The sequence below is a fragment of the Rhodanobacter sp. UC4448_H15 genome (assembly GCF_052978265.1).
The window spans coordinates 1,562,938-1,579,173 of sequence record NZ_CM129665.1; the positions used below are offsets into that span (position 1 = coordinate 1,562,938).

General features: G+C 66.0%; 16 protein-coding genes and 5 tRNA genes. 18 read left to right on the forward strand and 3 right to left on the reverse strand.

Annotation, left to right across the window (positions count from 1 at the left end; translation table 11 throughout):
* The first annotated feature begins 26 nt into the window (after nt 1-26).
* The 5 genes from ACVCMI_RS06965 to ychF all read left to right on the forward strand — a co-directional run bounded on the left by ACVCMI_RS06965 (nt 27) and on the right by ychF (nt 3,766).
* Nucleotides 27-103: transfer RNA gene (locus ACVCMI_RS06965), tRNA-Gln, on the forward strand.
* Nucleotides 104-154: 51 nt separating this feature from the next.
* A complete protein-coding gene (locus tag ACVCMI_RS06970) occupies nt 155-1,096 on the forward strand; it encodes a ribose-phosphate diphosphokinase (protein WP_395121353.1) in 942 nt (313 codons plus the stop codon).
* A gap of 162 nt (nt 1,097-1,258) precedes the next feature.
* Nucleotides 1,259-1,954 (forward strand): 50S ribosomal protein L25/general stress protein Ctc, encoded by a 696-nt coding sequence (locus ACVCMI_RS06975; RefSeq protein WP_447099339.1) that lies wholly within the window; start codon nt 1,259-1,261, stop codon nt 1,952-1,954.
* Between the two features lie 53 nt (nt 1,955-2,007).
* A complete protein-coding gene (pth, locus tag ACVCMI_RS06980) occupies nt 2,008-2,589 on the forward strand; it encodes an aminoacyl-tRNA hydrolase (RefSeq protein ID WP_447099338.1) in 582 nt (193 codons plus the stop codon).
* Nucleotides 2,590-2,677: 88 nt separating this feature from the next.
* Nucleotides 2,678-3,766: a redox-regulated ATPase YchF gene (gene ychF, locus ACVCMI_RS06985; protein WP_447099337.1), complete on the forward strand. Its 1,089-nt coding sequence runs from the start codon at nt 2,678-2,680 to the stop codon at nt 3,764-3,766.
* A 93-nt stretch (nt 3,767-3,859) separates the two neighbouring features.
* Here the strand turns inward: ychF and ACVCMI_RS06990 are convergent, their stop codons facing one another.
* The 3 genes from ACVCMI_RS06990 to ACVCMI_RS07000 form a co-directional block, all read right to left on the reverse strand.
* A complete protein-coding gene (locus ACVCMI_RS06990; protein ID WP_447099336.1) occupies nt 3,860-6,919 on the reverse strand; it encodes a TonB-dependent receptor domain-containing protein in 3,060 nt (1,019 codons plus the stop codon).
* A 91-nt stretch (nt 6,920-7,010) separates the two neighbouring features.
* Entirely contained in the window at nt 7,011-8,069 is a 1,059-nt protein-coding gene (locus tag ACVCMI_RS06995; RefSeq protein ID WP_447099335.1) for a FecR family protein, read from the reverse strand.
* Nucleotides 8,059-8,634, reverse strand: coding sequence for an RNA polymerase sigma factor (locus ACVCMI_RS07000; RefSeq protein ID WP_395117244.1), 576 nt, complete (start codon nt 8,632-8,634; stop codon nt 8,059-8,061). Before ACVCMI_RS07000 ends, ACVCMI_RS06995 begins: the two co-directional genes overlap by 11 nt.
* A gap of 132 nt (nt 8,635-8,766) precedes the next feature.
* Between ACVCMI_RS07000 and ACVCMI_RS07005 the strand changes: the two genes are divergently transcribed.
* The 13 genes from ACVCMI_RS07005 (at nt 8,767) to rplL (ending at nt 16,192) form a co-directional block, all read left to right on the forward strand.
* A complete protein-coding gene (locus ACVCMI_RS07005) occupies nt 8,767-9,807 on the forward strand; it encodes a cyanophycinase (RefSeq protein ID WP_395117246.1) in 1,041 nt (346 codons plus the stop codon).
* Between the two features lie 106 nt (nt 9,808-9,913).
* Nucleotides 9,914-10,402, forward strand: a complete 489-nt coding sequence (locus ACVCMI_RS07010) for an acyl-CoA thioesterase (protein WP_395117248.1) — start codon at nt 9,914-9,916, stop codon at nt 10,400-10,402.
* Nucleotides 10,403-10,495: 93 nt separating this feature from the next.
* Nucleotides 10,496-10,581 (forward strand) — tRNA-Tyr (locus ACVCMI_RS07015).
* 48 nt (nt 10,582-10,629) lie between these two features.
* Nucleotides 10,630-10,703: transfer RNA gene (locus ACVCMI_RS07020), tRNA-Gly, on the forward strand.
* A 172-nt stretch (nt 10,704-10,875) separates the two neighbouring features.
* Nucleotides 10,876-10,951 (forward strand) — tRNA-Thr (locus tag ACVCMI_RS07025).
* Nucleotides 10,952-11,029: 78 nt separating this feature from the next.
* Nucleotides 11,030-12,220 (forward strand): elongation factor Tu, encoded by a 1,191-nt coding sequence (gene tuf, locus ACVCMI_RS07030; protein WP_395117250.1) that lies wholly within the window; start codon nt 11,030-11,032, stop codon nt 12,218-12,220.
* Nucleotides 12,221-12,326: 106 nt separating this feature from the next.
* Nucleotides 12,327-12,402, forward strand: a tRNA-Trp gene (locus ACVCMI_RS07035).
* Nucleotides 12,403-12,483: 81 nt separating this feature from the next.
* The gene (secE, locus tag ACVCMI_RS07040; RefSeq protein WP_395117252.1) at nt 12,484-12,879 is read left to right on the forward strand and encodes a preprotein translocase subunit SecE; all 396 of its coding nucleotides are present in this window, start codon (nt 12,484-12,486) and stop codon (nt 12,877-12,879) included.
* 7 nt (nt 12,880-12,886) lie between these two features.
* On the forward strand, nt 12,887-13,447 hold the full coding sequence (gene nusG, locus ACVCMI_RS07045) for a transcription termination/antitermination protein NusG (protein ID WP_136258106.1): 561 nt from the start codon (nt 12,887-12,889) through the stop codon (nt 13,445-13,447).
* Between the two features lie 299 nt (nt 13,448-13,746).
* Nucleotides 13,747-14,175, forward strand: a complete 429-nt coding sequence (rplK, locus tag ACVCMI_RS07050; RefSeq protein WP_027491701.1) for a 50S ribosomal protein L11 — start codon at nt 13,747-13,749, stop codon at nt 14,173-14,175.
* Nucleotides 14,176-14,178: 3 nt separating this feature from the next.
* Nucleotides 14,179-14,886, forward strand: coding sequence for a 50S ribosomal protein L1 (gene rplA, locus ACVCMI_RS07055; protein ID WP_395117254.1), 708 nt, complete (start codon nt 14,179-14,181; stop codon nt 14,884-14,886).
* Between the two features lie 349 nt (nt 14,887-15,235).
* Nucleotides 15,236-15,769, forward strand: a complete 534-nt coding sequence (rplJ, locus tag ACVCMI_RS07060) for a 50S ribosomal protein L10 (protein WP_136258108.1) — start codon at nt 15,236-15,238, stop codon at nt 15,767-15,769.
* A 51-nt stretch (nt 15,770-15,820) separates the two neighbouring features.
* Entirely contained in the window at nt 15,821-16,192 is a 372-nt protein-coding gene (rplL, locus tag ACVCMI_RS07065; protein ID WP_136258109.1) for a 50S ribosomal protein L7/L12, read from the forward strand.
* Nucleotides 16,193-16,236: the final 44 nt, after the last annotated feature.

The following is a 16,236-nucleotide window of genomic DNA, read 5'->3' on the forward strand; positions in this document are numbered from 1 at the left end:
AGGCACGACCGAATACACCAAGACACTGGGGCGTCGCCAAGCTGGTTAAGGCACGGGATTTTGATTCCCGCATTCGCAGGTTCGAATCCTGCCGCCCCAGCCACTTCATTGTTGGCTGAGTTTTCGAGGTAGCACCGTGGACACGTCCACCCCGATGATGCTGTTCACCGGCAATGCGCATCGCGCATTGGCCGAGGATGTCGCCCACCGCCTGGGCGTGCCGCTGGGCAAGGCCCTGGTCGGCACCTTCAGCGACGGCGAGGTGCAGATCGAGATCGAGGAGAACGTGCGCCGTCAGGAAGTGTTCGTGATCCAGCCGACCGGTGCGCCCAGCGCGGTGAACCTGTTCGAGCTGCTGGCGCTCACCGACGCGCTCAAGCGCGCCTCGGCGGCCAGCGTCACGGCGGTGATCCCGTACTTCGGCTACGCCCGGCAGGATCGCCGGCCGCGCTCGGCGCGGGTGCCGATCACCGCCAAGCTGGCCGCCCGCATGATCGGCGCCGCGGGCGTGGACCGGGTGCTGACGGTGGACCTGCATGCCGACCAGATCCAGGGCTTCTTCGACATCCCGGTCGACAACGTGTACGCCTCACCGGTGCTGCTGGCCGACATCTGGCGCAAGTACAGCATGGAAGACCTGATCGTGGTCAGCCCGGACGTGGGCGGCGTGGTGCGTGCCCGGGCGATCGCCAAGCGGCTGGACGACGCCGACCTGGCGATCATCGACAAGCGCCGTCCGCGCGCCAACGTCTCCACCGTGATGAACATCATCGGCGACGTCGAAGGCAAGACCTGCGTCATGGTCGACGACATCGTCGATACCGCCGGCACCTTGTGCGCGGCCGCTGCAGCTCTCAAGGAGCGTGGCGCCCGCAAGGTGGTCGCCTACTGCGTGCATCCGGTGCTGTCCGGCGCGGCGATCAGCAACATCGAAGGCTCCCAGCTCGACCGGCTGGTGGTCACCAACACCTTGCCGCTGCGCCCCGAAGTCCAGGCCTGCAGCAAGATCCGCCAGCTCTCCGTCGCCGAACTGCTGGCTGAAACCATTCGCCGCATCGCCTTCGGCGAGTCGGTGAGTTCGCTGTACGTGGATTGAATCCGGGAATAGGGAGTAGGGAATAGGGAATCGAAGAGCCGCACCCACGCTTTTCCTATTCCCTAATTCTCCATTCCCTATTCCCCTCCAAGGGCTCTCCTGGTCGCGGGAGAGTCACCCATCCGTCGCAAGGCGGAAAACGCAACCCAAGGTAATAAAACAATGACCCAGACTCATGAAATCAAGGCGCAGAGCCGCAAGGACGAGGGGAAAGGTGCGAGCCGCCGCCTGCGTCGCGCGAGCTTCGTGCCGGCCGTCGTCTACGGTGGCAGCCAGCCGCCGGAAAGCATCCAGATCGAGCACAACACCATCCTGCTCGCCGCCAAGAACGAATGGTTCTTCTCCTCGATCCTCGACCTGAACGTCGATGGCAGGGTGCAGAAGGTGCTGGTGCGCGACTGGCAGAAGCATCCGTTCAAGCAGCTGATGATGCACATGGATTTCCAGCGCATCGACGAGAACGCCAGGCTGCGCGCCAACGTGCCGCTGCATTTCCTGAACAAGGAACTGTCGCCGGCCGGCAAGATGTCCGGCGTGGTGATCTCGCACAACCTGACCGAAGTGGAAGTCAGCTGCCTGCCGAAGGATCTGCCGGCGTTCATCGAGCTGGATCTGGGCGCGCTGCAGGCCGGCGACATCATCCACCTGTCGCAGCTGAAGCTGCCGGCGAACGTGGAACTGCCGGCTTTGCTGCTGGGTGAAGCCCACGACGTCGCCGTGGTGACCGTGAACGCGGTCAAGGAAAGCGCCGCGGATGTCGCGGAAGACGCTGCCGAAGCCGAGGCCGAAGCGACCAAGGCCGCGGCTGCCAAGCCGGGTGCGAAGTCCGACGCCAAGCCGGCTGCCGACAAGAAGTAAGTCGTGCGGCCCCGCGCCCGACCGGCGCGGGGCCATGCATGGCTGGCTGCGCAATGGCTGGATTGAAACTCATCGTCGGGCTGGGCAATCCCGGCGCCGAATACCTCAGAACCCGGCACAATGCCGGGTTCTGGCTGGTGGACGCCCTTGCCGGCGGCCAGGGCGAGCGGTTCGCCTTCGACGGCAAGCTGCATGGCGAGAGCTGCCGCGTGCGCCTTGGCGGCGAACCGGTCTGGCTGCTCAAGCCCGCCACCTTCATGAACAAGAGCGGCATCGCCGTGGTTTCGGCGCTGCGCTATTACAAGATCGAACCCGAACAATGTCTGGTCGCGCATGACGACCTGGACCTGCCGCCCGGTACCGTGCGCCTGAAGTTCGACGGCGGCCACGGTGGGCAGAACGGCCTGCGCGACATCATGGGCCACCTCGGCCACGGCAAGTTCCATCGCTTGCGCGTGGGCATCGGCCACCCCGGCCACAAGGATCAGGTCACGCCGTGGGTGCTGGGCCGGCCTTCCGCCACGGACGAAACCGCCATCCTGGACGGCGTCGCGCGCGCCCTGGACGTGCTGCCGCTGGCGGTGGATGGGCAGTTCGACAAGGCGATGCAGCAGTTGCACACGACGAGGGAATAGGGAATGGGGAATAGGGAGTCGCAAGAGCATCCCGACCCCCGCTTTTCCTATTCCCCATTCCCTATTCCCTATTCCCGGAATCAAATCCATGGGCATCAAATGCGGCATCGTCGGACTGCCCAACGTCGGCAAGTCCACCCTGTTCAACGCGCTGACCAAGGCCGGCATCGCGGCGGCCAATTTTCCGTTCTGCACGATCGAGCCGAACGTGGGCGTGGTGCCGGTGCCGGACCCGCGGCTGAATGCGCTGGCGGCGATCGTCAACCCGCAGAAGGTGGTGCCGACCGCGGTGGAGTTCGTCGACATCGCCGGCCTGGTCGCCGGCGCGTCGAAGGGCGAGGGCCTGGGCAACAAGTTCCTGGCCCACATCCGCGAGGTCGACGCGATCGCCCACGTGGTGCGCTGCTTCGAGGGCGACGTGATCCACGTCGCCGGCAAGGTCGATCCGATCGCCGACATCGAGACCATCGACACCGAGCTGGCGCTGGCCGACCTGGAGTCGGTGGACAAGGCGCTGAACCGCGCCGAGCGCGCGGCCAAGGCGAACGACAAGGATGCGTTGGCGAAGAAGCCGGTGCTGCAGAAGCTGGCTGCCGGGCTCAACGAAGGCAAGTCCGCGCGCAGCCTCGGCCTGGACGAGGAAGAGAAGGCGCTGGTGCGCGACCTGTTCCTGCTCACCCTGAAGCCGCTGATGTACATCGCCAACGTCGCCGACGACGGCTTCGAGAACAACCCGTTGCTGGACGCCGTGCGCGAGCGCGCCGTCGCCGAGGGTGCCGAGGTGGTGCCGGTGTGTGCGGCCATCGAGGAGGAACTGGCGCAACTCGACGAAGCCGACCGCGACGAGTTCCTGAAGGACATGGGCCTGGACGAGCCGGGCCTGAACCGGGTGATCCGCGCCGGCTACAAGCTGCTCGACCTGCAGACCTATTTCACCGCCGGCGTGAAGGAAGTGCGCGCGTGGCAGGTGAAGCGCGGCGCCACCGGGCCACAGGCTGCCGGCGTGATCCACAGCGATTTCGAGAAAGGCTTCATCCGCGCCGAAACCGTCTCCTACGACGACTTCATCCAGTACAAGGGCGAAGCCGGCGCCGCCGCCGCCGGGCGTCTGCGCAAGGAAGGCAAGGAATACATCGTCAAGGACGGCGACGTGCTGCACTTCCTGTTCAACGTCTGACCGGCGCGTAGGGCGGGCACTGCCCGCCGCTCCCGATGGGTGCGTTGAAGCGCCGGCGGGCAGTGCCCGCCCTACCTCGCCGCAAAGAGTCGCCTACAGCGCGCTGCCGCCGAACTTGTAGGTGAACTGCACGAAGTAGCTGCGGCCGGCAGCGTCGAACCATGAGATGTCGTAGTACGGATACGACGTATAGGTGGGGTCGCGCGGGGGCATCTTGTCGAACAGGTTGTCCACTGCCAGCGACAGCTGGGCGTGGTCGCTGAACTTGTACTGCAAGGTGGCGTTGTAGCGGTAAGTGGCGTGAACCCAGGCGGGATCGCCGGCCGAGGTGTCGACGACCTGATCGTACGACCACGAGTTTGGCAGGCGGCCCAGGCGGGTGCCGAACAAGGTGGCCGACCAGGCCTTGCGCTCCCACGAGATGCTGGCGCTGGTCTTTTCACGCGGGATGTCGAAGCCGCTGTTGACCGCCAGTTCATCCCGGGTCGGGTCACCGGGGTATTGCTGGAACAGGTGGTTGCGGGTCCAGGTGTAGTTGCCGGCGAAACGGAAGGTGCCGATCGCGGTTTCCAGCTTGTAGTGCGCGCTGGCGTCGATGCCGCTGGTGCGCTCGTTGGCGACGTTGATCGGGTTGACAAAGATGCCGTACAAGCGACCCGTACCAGCGGTGCGGGTGACGCGCGCCACCGCGTCGATGCAACTGGGCGAGTTCGGGTCGACCGGATTGCCGTTGACGTCCTTGCCGATGCGGCAATCGGCTTCCAGTTGCAGGATGCGGTCGGTGCTGAGGTCCTGCACCTGGTTCTGCATGCGGATGTTGAAATAGTCCACCGACAGATCCAGGTTCGGCGTCGGTGACCACACGAAGCCGCCGGTCCAGGAGGTGCTGGTCTCGGAGTTCAGGTCGCGGTTGCCCTGGCGCGTGCGGATCAGACCTTCGTCGGAATACGAGCAGTCGGTGATGTCCTCATCCGGCTCCTCGGTGCGGCAGCGGTAGTAGTCGTTGCCGGAGGTCTCGTCGTTGCCGATGCCGGCGTAGACGTAGTGCAGGTCCGGCGCACGGAACGCGGTGCCGTAGGAGCCGCGCAGCAGCAGGCTGTCGAGCGGGCGCCATTCCAGCCCGGTGCTGTAGGTCAGCTTGCCGGTCTTGTGGCCGGAGAAGCGGTACTGGTCGTAGCGGCCGGCCAGGCTGAGGTTGAGCGATTCCAGCAGCGGCAGGCGCAGCTCGCCGGCGGTAGCCCAGCGGTTGCGGCTGCCGTGGCCGTCGGAATCCTTCCAGCTGTAGTAGTAGTACTGGGTGGCCAGCGGGTCGGGGTTGAGGTCGTAGGCCTGGTTGCCGAACTCGACCACGCCGGCGAAACCCGCCGGCCCGGCGGGCAGGTTGAACAAGGCGGTGTTGGTCAGGGTGAACGCCAGCGTGTCGCTGCGCGATTCGGGGTGGTAGTTGGTGCGCGCGGTGATCGCGTCGTACTCGGCGCGGGTCAGCGGCGTGTACAGGCGGACGGGATCGGCGTCGAAGATCGGCAGGCCGCTGTCCGGGTCCACGCCCAGTTGCGGGCCGAGGTAGAGATCGTTGGCCTTCGCGGCGACGGTTTGCGGCCAGCTGATCAGCGCCTTGTACTGCGAGTGGCTGAGCGAGGCCTCGTAATCCCAGGCCTGGCCGAACGTGCCCTTGAAGCCGGTGGTGAGGCTGAAGGTCTTCTGCGTGTTCTCGATCATGCCGCGGCCGAGGCCGCCCATTTCCTCGGGCGTGAACTGGCGATACCAGTTCTCGATGCCGCCGCTGTGCGCGTTGTAGAAGTAGCCGTCCTCGTTGCCGTCGGGCGCCTGGTAGTTCCATTGCTCGACGTCGCGGAACAGCTCGACCTTGCTCCAGCCCAGCTGCATGTCGCCGAACCAGCTCAGGTTGTCGTTGATCTTGAAGTTGGCCGAGGTGTAGGTGTTGATGCCGCGGCGCTGGCTGAGGATGGTGCCGTAGCCGATCGACTCGGCGCTGCCACAGAAATTGCCGTAGCGCGGCCGGTTCGCATACACCGTGGTGCCGCCGTTGAGGTACGACAGCGCGTCGCAGGTGGCCTGGCCGGGGTCGATGTAGTCGTCGTTCCAGTCGCCGTTGAGGAAGGTGCGGCGCGGCACCTGCGAGCGCGCGGTGGGCGCGTCGGCGGTGGAGTCCTGGATCTTGCGGTCGTAGGCCCACAGCGGCTTCTGGTCGATCAGCTCGGCGCCGAACACCAGGTTGAAGTCACCCTGCGAGAAGCCGGTGGAGAAGTTCAGCTTGGTCGACGCGCCGCCGCCGCGGGTGGTGTCGCCGTAGCGCAGGTCGATGGTGGTGCCGTCGGCGTGGTCCTTCAGGATGAAGTTCACCACGCCGGAGATCGCATCCGAACCGTACACCGCCGAGGCGCTGCCGGTGAGCACCTCGATGCGGTCGATCATGCCGATCGGAATGTTGGAGATGTCGGTGAAGTTGCTGCGGCCCTTGAACGGCAGCGGAAAATCGGCGATGCGCCGGCCGTTGACCAGTACCAGGGTGTGGTTGGGGCCGAGCCCGCGCAAGTCGACTTCCTCGGCGCCCGGCGAAAAGTCGGCGCCGCTGGAGGATTGCTGGCTCTGCGTCTCGCCGCTGTTCTGGGTGATCGCGCGCATCACGTCGGGCACGCTGGCGAAGCCGGCGGCCTTGATCTCCTGCGCGGTGACCACGGTGACTGGCGCCGGGCCCTCGACCTGCACCCGCGGAATGCGCGAGCCGGTGACCTGCACTTCGTCCAGCCGTGTGGCCTGTTCCGGGTCCGGTTCGGCGGAGCCGCTGCCGGCAGGCGCGGGTGCGGTTGGCGGCGCGGTTCGGCGGGCCGCCTTGACGATCACTACCGCGCCGGACTCGTCGTGCTGCGTGGTGAAGCCGCTGCCGGCCAGCAACCGCCGCAGCGCCTCGTCCGTCGACAGCGTGCCGCGCACGCCGGCGGTGCGCAGTCCGCGCAGCTGGTCGGCCTGGTAGATGAACTGCGCGCCGGACTGGCGGGCCAGCGTATCCAGCGCGGTGACCAGGTCACCGGCCGGGATGTCGACCGGCCGCGTCGCCGGGGCCTGTGCGGCGGCGAGGGCCGGTGCCGAGCAAGCAAGGATCAACAGCGCGCCGCGTAGCGAACGAGTCATGTGCAGTTCTCCCCGGGCAGGCGCGCACGATGCGCACCGCGTAGATGCCATGACGAGCGGACGCGGAAAATCCCCCCAGGCACCGCTCCGCTCAGCGCGGACTCAACACGATAGTGTTCCCGCGCGCGGCGGCCTTGACCGGGAAGCCGCGCGTCAGCAGCCGCACGAAGGCGTCGGTGTTGGACCAGCGGAAGTTGCCGCCCACGCGCATGGCGCCGACCCGTACATCGTCGATCACGATCTTGCGCTGGTTGTAGCGGTTGAACTCGGCCACGGCGGTGGCCAGCGGGGTGTCGTGGAAGCTGACGAAACCGTTGCGCCAGCTCAGGTATTCCTGCGCCTGCTGCACGGTTCCCGAATGCACGACCACGCCGCCGTCGCTGGCGATGGCCACGCTGCCGGCCGGCAACAGGGTGGTGGCCTGGTGCGGGCCGTCGGGACGACCGTCGGATTCCAGCCGCACCAGGCCCTGGGTGACCACCACGCGCAGATCCGCCACGTCACGGCGCACCGCGAAGCGTGTGCCGACGGCGATCACCCGGCGCGCGTCGGCGCTGACCACGAACGGTCGTGCGCGATCCTTGGCCACGCTGAAGAACGCCTCGCCTTGCTCGAGATCGACGTGGCGTTCGCGGCGCGACCAGGTCAGCCGGATGCGGCTGTCGCTGCTGAGCGTGGCCACCGAGCCGTCCGCCAGTTGCACCTCGCGCAGCTCGCCGACGGCGGTTCGATAGGACGCCTGCTCCACCGCGCCGTACCCATGCCAGGCCAGCGCCAGCGTCACGACCGCCAGCAGCGAAGCGGCGACCGCCAGCAGCCGGGCGTGCGGCCAGGATCGGCGTCGCGTGGCTGCCCGCCAGCCGCGCGGAGTCGCGGCAGGGTGCGGTTGCGCCAGCGCAGGTGCACCGGTGTGCGGCGTCGCCCAACTGCCACGCGGCGGCACGCCGCCGGCGCGCCAGCCGGCACCCAGCGCCTGCAGCCGGCCGCTTTGCTGCCACGCCGCGTCGAGCCGCACGTAGGCCACCCGGTGCGCGGTTGACGCATCCAGCCACGCGTCCAGCCGGCGCTGGTCGCGCTCGTTCCAGTGCTCGCCGTCGCGTCGGGCCAGCCAGCTCGCGGCGATGTGTTCGATCTCCCTGCTACTGGTCATGACCAAGCTCGATGGCGGTTTCCTGTTCGCCTGCACGGGTGTGGCGATGGGCGTGGCGATCGCCGTGCACATACTGAGCGATCAGCCGCGCGCCCTTGGCGATCTGCTTCTCCACGGTCTTCTCGCTGATGCCCATGCGGGCGGCGACCTGTTTCTGCGACAACTGCTCGACGCGGCGCAGCCAGACCACCTCGCGGCAGCGGTCGGGCAGGCGGTCGAACGCGTCGGCGAGGCGTTTCAACTCCTGGTGTGCGTCCAGCCGGCGGTCCGGCGTGACCTCGTCCACCGAGACGTTCAACGCGTCGATATCACCCACGGCCTCGATCGAGACCACCCGTTCGCGGCGCAGGCGGTCGGTCATCAGGTGGCGCGCCGTGGTGAACATGAACGACTTGGGTTGGGTCGGGCGCGACCGTGCCGCGGCTTCGTAGACGCGAACGTAGATCTCCTGGCGCAGGTCGTGGACCTCCTCGCGACGGAACCAGCTGCGCCGCAGATAGCGCATCAGGGCGCCCTCGTGGACGAGGATTTCGCGGGCAAACCAGCTGTTGAGGGAATTGTCCACGTGGCGACCTTAGCGCCAATCCGGGGCGGCTGGACAGCGGGGCGAACGTGGGGGATATCCGCGGGCCGCTCGTCCCGGACGATAACCACGGACGGGCATGCGCCCGCTCTGTCATGGCCCGGGGAAGTGCCGATGAAAACGTTCCGACCAACTTTCCGCTGGCTGTGGCTGGCGTGCTGCCTGCTGTTGGCGGGCTTCGGGCCCGGCAGCGTGGCCAAGCCGTCGGGTGCAGGCTACGACTATTACCGGATCGGCAAGCTCGACGCCGCGCGCCCCGGAACCACCGAGCCGGCGCTGCTGCTGATGGGCGGTGGTGACTGGCCGCCGGCGGCGTTCGCATGGTTCGCCGCCAGGGGCGGGCACGGGCATTTCGTGGTCCTGCGCGCCTCCGGTGCCGATGAATTGCAGAAGGAGCTGTACGAAGACATCGGCGGCGTGGCCTCGGTGCAGACCCTGGTGTTCCACGACCGCGCGGCGGCCAGCGATCCGCGCGTGCTGGAGATCGTGCGTTCGGCCGACGGCATCTTCATCGCCGGCGGCGACCAGGCCAACTATGTGCGGTTCTGGAAAGGCACGCCGTTGAACGCCTTGCTGGAACGCCATGTGGCGCAGGGCAAGCCGCTGGGCGGCACCAGTGCCGGCCTGGCGATCCTCGGCCGCTTTGCCTATGGCGCGCTGGACGGCGGCAGCATCACCTCGGATGAAGCGCTGGCCGATCCGCTGGGCAAGGCGGTGACCGTGGTCGAAGGTTTCCTGCATCTGCCGTACCTGCGGCACGTCATCACCGACACCCACTTCCATGCGCGCAAGCGGCTGGGCCGGTTGGTTGCGTTCATCGCCCGGTTGCGCCACGAGGGGCATGCCGACGTGATCGGCCTGGGCGTGGATGAGGATGCCGCGTTGTGCGTGGAGGCCGATGGACAAGGGCATCTGGTCACCCTGAACGACGGTTTCGCCTGGCTGGTGCGCCCCGCGGGTCCGCCGGCGCGGGTTGTTGCCGGCCAGCCGCTGGACTATCGGGGCATTCGCGTGACCGGCATCGGCCCGCACAGTCGGATCGACCTGCGCGATCTGAGCGTGCAACGCCCGGCGTTCGAGGTCACCGCTGACGTGCGCGACGGCAAGCTTGAGTTGCACGGCGATGCCGTGCCGGCCGCGACGCCGGCACGTTAGCTGGCTTCGGCGCGCGCATGGCGACGCCGGTTGCCGGCGTAGCGATCGTGGTGAGTGGGTGAAGCGGGCATAATCGCCCTTCCGATCTTGCTTTCGCGGACCCGCCATGCCCGGAAAACAGCAGGAAGTCAGTTTCCGTTTTCTCGCCCAGCCCACCGACGTCAACTTCGGCGGCAAGGTGCACGGCGGCATGGCGATGAAGTGGATCGACCAGGCCGGTTATGCCTGCGCGGTTGCCTGGAGTGGAGCGTATTGCGTCACGGCCTCGGTCAGCGGCATCCAGTTCGTGGCGCCGATCCTGATCGGCGACCTCGTCACGGTGAGGGCGCGCCTGATCCATACGGGCCGCAGCAGCATGCATCTGGCCGTCGACGTGATGGCCAGCGACTTGCGCAAGGGCGACCAGCGCCTGGCGACCAGCTGCGTGATGGTGTTTGTGGCGCTGGACGGCGCCGATGGCAAGCCCACCCCGGTGCCATGCTGGGAGCCGCGCAACGAGGCCGACCGGCGCCTGCAGGCCAAGGCCCGGCAACTGCTCGAGTTGTCCCGGGGGATGGAGCAGTTGGTCGATCCGCAAGACCTTGCCGACACCTGACGGGCACGGCCGGATGGCGCGCCGACATGCGATATGCGTGCCATGAGGTGTTGACAGTTCCCGGCACGATCCACACAATACGCGTTCTTTGTTGGAGGGATACCCAAGCGGCCAACGGGGGCAGACTGTAAATCTGCTGGCTTACGCCTTCGGTGGTTCGAATCCACCTCCCTCCACCAGCAACAAGCGACGCGAAAGCGGCGCGCAAGACACGATTTCCGCGCAGGGCGGGAGTAGTTCAATGGTAGAACCTCAGCCTTCCAAGCTGATGATGCGGGTTCGATCCCCGTCTCCCGCTCCATTGCACTGCAAGTGTCAGAAGCTGTTGATCGACGCGATCGCGGCATAAGTTTCGAATCATCCGGCAGGACGCCGGTCTGTTCTTCGTCATCATGGAGGATGGCTGAAGTTATGAAGAGTCCGACAGGATGTCGGTCTTGTCTTTGCCGTCATGGAGGACGGCTGAAATACACGCTCATGTAGCTCAGTCGGTAGAGCACTTCCTTGGTAAGGAAGAGGTCACAGGTTCGATTCCTGTCATGAGCACCAGCTTCCGGCCTTCACGGCCAGCCCGTAAACGGGCTGTTCTTTTCTACAATTGATTGACTCCATCGGGGTTTAGCGCGCATGGCAAAGGGTAAATTCGAACGCACCAAGCCGCACGTCAACGTCGGCACGATTGGTCACGTGGATCACGGCAAGACGACGCTGACGGCGGCGCTGACGAAGGTCGGTGCCGAGCGTTTCGGTGGAGAATTCAAGGACTACAGCGCGATCGACGCGGCGCCGGAAGAGAAGGCGCGCGGCATCACGATCTCGACCGCGCACGTGGAATACGAGTCACCGACCCGTCACTACGCGCACGTCGACTGCCCCGGCCACGCGGACTACGTGAAGAACATGATCACCGGTGCGGCGCAGATGGACGGCGCGATCCTGGTGTGCTCGGCCGCGGACGGCCCGATGCCGCAGACGCGCGAGCACATCCTGCTGTCGCGCCAGGTCGGCGTGCCGTACATCGTGGTGTTCCTGAACAAGGCGGACATGGTCGATGACGCCGAGCTGCTCGAACTGGTCGAGATGGAAGTGCGCGAGCTGCTGAGCAAGTACGACTTCCCGGGCGACGACACCCCGATCATCCATGGTTCGGCGCTGAAGGCGCTGGAAGGCGACCAGAGCGAAATCGGCGTGCCGGCGATCATCAAGCTGGTGGACGCGCTGGACAGCTACATCCCCGAGCCGGTGCGCACGATCGACAAGCCGTTCCTGATGCCGGTGGAAGACGTGTTCTCGATCTCCGGCCGCGGCACCGTGGTGACCGGTCGTATCGAGCGCGGCGTGATCAAGGTGGGCGACGAAATCGAAGTGGTCGGCATCCGCGACACGCAGAAGACCACGGTCACCGGCGTGGAGATGTTCCGCAAGCTGCTGGACCAGGGCCAGGCGGGCGACAATGCCGGCCTGCTGCTGCGCGGCCTGAAGCGCGACGACGTGGAGCGTGGCCAGGTGCTGGCCAAGCCGGGCACGATCACCCCGCACACGGATTTCGAGGCCGAAGTGTATGTGCTGTCGAAGGACGAGGGTGGCCGTCACACGCCGTTCTTCAAGGGCTACCGCCCGCAGTTCTACTTCCGCACGACCGACGTGACCGGTGCCGTGACCCTGCCGGAAGGCGTGGAAATGGTGATGCCGGGCGACAACGTGAAGATGGTGGTGAGCCTGATCCACCCGATCGCGATGGACGAAGGCCTGCGTTTCGCCATCCGCGAAGGCGGCCGCACCGTCGGCGCCGGCGTGGTGGCCAAGGTCATCAAGTAAAATACATCGGGAGTAGGGAATCGGGAATCGGGAATCGCTGGAGCGAAGCACGACACGCTCCGGATCGTTTACCATTCCCGATTCTCTATTCCCTGTTCCCGTTTTTACGCCAGTAGCTCAATTGGCAGAGCAGCGGTCTCCAAAACCGCAGGTTGGGGGTTCAAGTCCCTCCTGGCGTGCCACTTTTCCCGAGGATTCGGACGGGTGACGATGGCAGGGTCGACCGCAAGGCTCGGCGTGCTGCCGCCACTCGACAAGCGCACATGATTACCAAGGCAGAACAGCCCAAGGGCACCAACGCTGGCGACATCGGCAAGCTGATACTGGCGGGGCTGGTGCTGGCAGCGGGCATCTTTGCCTATTCCTGGTTCGGTCGTGACGGCAGCGTCCCCGTGTCGATGCGCCTGCTGGGCGTGCTCGCCGCGCTGGTGATCGCCGTGGCGATCGCCGCGTTCACCGGGCTGGGGCGGCGGGTCAGGAATTTCCTGGCCGAATCGCAGTTCGAGATGCGCAAGGTGGTCTGGCCCACGCGCGACGAGACGATCAAGACGACCGGCGTCATCCTGCTGGTAGTGATCGTCCTGTCGCTGCTGCTGGGGTTGATCGACCTGATCCTGAAGTCGGTCATCCTCGACTGGCTGTTGAAGCTGGGTGGTTGAGATGAGCATGAGCAAGCGCTGGTACGTGGTGCACGCCTATTCGGGCTTCGAGAACCAGGTCAAGCGTTCTCTCGAGGAGCGCATCAAGCGCGCCGGGATGGAAGAGAAGTTCGGCGAAGTGCTGGTGCCGACCGAGGAAGTCATCGAGATGCGCGGCGGGCAGAAGCGCCGCAGCGATCGCAAGTTCTTCCCCGGCTACGTGCTGGTGCAGATCGAGTGCAGCACCGAGGGCAAGGCGCCGCGCATCGACGACGAGTGCTGGCACCTGATCAAGGAAACCCCCAAGGTCATGGGGTTCATCGGCGGCACCGCCGATCGCCCGTTGCCGATCAAGGACAGCGAAGCCGACGCCATTCTCAGTCGCGTGCGCGAGGGCGTCGAGAAGCCCAAGCCGAAGGTGCTGTTCGAGCCGGGCGAGATGGTGCGCGTCACCGAGGGCCCGTTCAACGATTTCAACGGCGTGGTCGAGGAAGTCAACTACGAGAAGAGCCGCCTGCGCGTGGCCGTGTTGATCTTCGGGCGTTCGACCCCGGTGGAACTGGAGTTCGGTCAGGTCGAAAAGGCCTGAGTCCAGAGAAAAGATTGCCCGGAGCGCACTCGCTCGGCATCTTCGTCTTTTCCTCCGCTGGCGGGGGAGGGTAGCGCCGGTCAGGCCGACACTCTCCGCTTCCGATTTCGGTCTTGGTGCCGCAACTGGCACGGGGCTTGCTGATGATCCGGTAAATCTCTATACTGCGCGGTTCACGCGGGGTCTTTTTGGCCCGGCGTGTCCGCGTTTCGGATCTGCACGAGGCAGGTCTTCCTTCCATCCACGGAGCGGTGAACAGCGAGGAGCCGCAAGGCGCCTGGACTCGCGAGGAAAATCCCATGGCAAAGAAAGTTGTCGGTTACATCAAGCTGCAGGTCAAGGCCGGTCAGGCCAACCCCTCGCCGCCGGTCGGTCCCGCCCTCGGTCAGCGCGGCCTGAACATCATGGAGTTCTGCAAGGCGTTCAATGCCGCCACGCAGAAGCTGGAGCCGGGTCTGCCGATCCCGACCATCATCACGGCCTATTCCGACCGCAGCTTCACCTTCATCACCAAGACCCCGCCCGCCACCATCCTTCTGAAGAAGGCCACCGGCGTCGCCAAGGGTTCGCAGAAGCCGAACACCGACAAGGTCGGCAAGGTCACCCGCAAGCAGCTGGAAGACATTGCCAAGCAGAAGGAGCCGGATCTGACGGCTGCCGATCTCGACGCCGCGGTGCGCACCATTGCCGGTAGCGCCCGCAGCATGGGCCTTGTGGTGGAGGGTTAAGACATGGCAAAGCTCACGAAGCGCATGAAAGCCGCGCAGGCCGCGGTGCAGCCGGGCAAGTTCTACGGCCTGGAAGAGGCCCTGAAGATCGTCAAGGACAACGCCAAGGCGAAGTTCGCCGAGTCGGTGGACGTGGCGGTGCGCCTGGGTATCGACGCAAAGAAGTCGGACCAGGGCGTGCGTGGCTCCTCGCTGCTGCCGCATGGCACCGGCAAGACCGTCAAGGTCGCCGTGTTCTGCCCGCCTGGCGAGAAGGCCGAGGCGGCCAAGGCCGCCGGTGCCGACGCGGTCGGCATGGACGACCTGGCCGAGCGCATGCAGGGCGGTGATCTCGACTTCGGTCGCGTGATCGCCACGCCGGACGCGATGCGCGTGGTCGGCAAGCTCGGCCAGTTGCTCGGCCCGCGCGGCCTGATGCCGAACCCGAAGGACGGCTCGGTCACCGCCGACGTCGCCACCGCGGTGAAGAACGCCAAGGCCGGCCAGGTGAAGTTCCGCAACGACAAGGCTGGCATCGTCCACGCCACCATCGGCAAGGCCAGCTTCGAGGCCGCCCAGCTGGCGGACAACCTCAACGCGCTGATCGCCGATGTGATCAAGGCCAAGCCGTCGACGGCCAAGGGCGTGTTCCTGCAGAAAGTGGCGTTGTCCAGCACGATGGGCGTCGGCGTTGCCGTCGATACCTCGTCGCTGACGATCGCCGCCAAGTAATCAAGCCCCGCGTCGACCTCGAAGTCGACGCGGGCAGTTTTTGAGGGCAGTCCCGGCCCGTTCGCGAAGCCGGGATCGCTGTCAAAGACCGCAGGCGCAACCAACGCGCGACGACGACGGGCAGGGAGCTCGAACCTGGCAGGGAATCGCCGCGTCGCCAACGGGGTTGCTTAATCGGAGTCGCCACGATCCGGCCTGCGCAGATGGTGCTGCCCCTACTGGAACGGTTCGTTGTTCAGTTCTGGAAAGGCCAACACCCGGGGCACGAGGTGTCCCCGGCGCCAGGGACGGCGTCGCCCAGGACCGCAAGCGGCAGGAGCCGCGAGCGGAGTTCATTTGGAGGAGTGCAATGGCTCTCAATCTGTCTCAGAAGCAAGAAGTAGTCGCAGAGCTGGCTGAAGTTGCCGCGAAGGCTCACTCCCTGGTCGCTGCCGAGTATGCGGGCACCACGGTCGCTCAGATGACCGCGATGCGCAAGAAGGCCCGCGAATCCGGTGTGTACTTGCGAGTCGTCAAGAACACGCTGGCGTCGCGCGCCGTGGCCGGTACCGAGTTCGAGGTCGTCAAGGACGCCCTGGTCGGTCCGCTGCTGTACGCATTCTCGACGGAAGAACCCGGCGCTGCCGGGCGTCTGATCAAGGAGTTCGCCAAGGACAACGACAAGCTGCAGGCGAAGCTCGTCTCGGTCGAAGGCAAGCTGCTGCCGGCCTCGCACGTCGACGTGCTGGCCTCGCTGCCGACCCGCGAACAGGCGCTGGCCATGCTGGCCCGCGTGCTGGCCGAGCCGGCCACGATGTTCGCCCGCGTCGTCAAGGCGGTGGCCGACCAGCAGGGTGGTGGCGAAGTCGCCGCCGAAGCCCCGGCTGAAGCCGAACCGGCCTGATCGATCTGCGTCTCATCAAACCGAACCGAAATATATCCAGAGGTAAATGCAATGTCCCTGACCAACGAACAGATCGTTGAAGCCGTCGCCGCCAAGTCGCTGATGGAAGTGATGGACCTGGTGAAGGCGATCGAAGAGAAGTTTGGCGTGACCGCCGCCGCCCCGGTGATGGTCGCTGCCGGCCCGGCTGCTGCCGGCCCGGCTGCCGAAGCGCAGACCGAGTTCGACGTGATCCTGAAGAGCGCCGGTGCCAAGAAGGTCGACGTGATCAAGGCTGTCCGCGCGATCACCGGCCTGGGCCTGAAGGAAGCCAAGGACCTCACCGAGGCCGGCGGCGTCCTGAAGGAAGCCGTGTCGAAGGAAGACGCCGACAAGTTCAAGAAGGATCTGGAAGCTGCCGGCGCCACCGTCGAATTGAAGTAATCGGCGTTTGTACGCCGCTGCTTCGACTTGATGTCAAGCGAGCC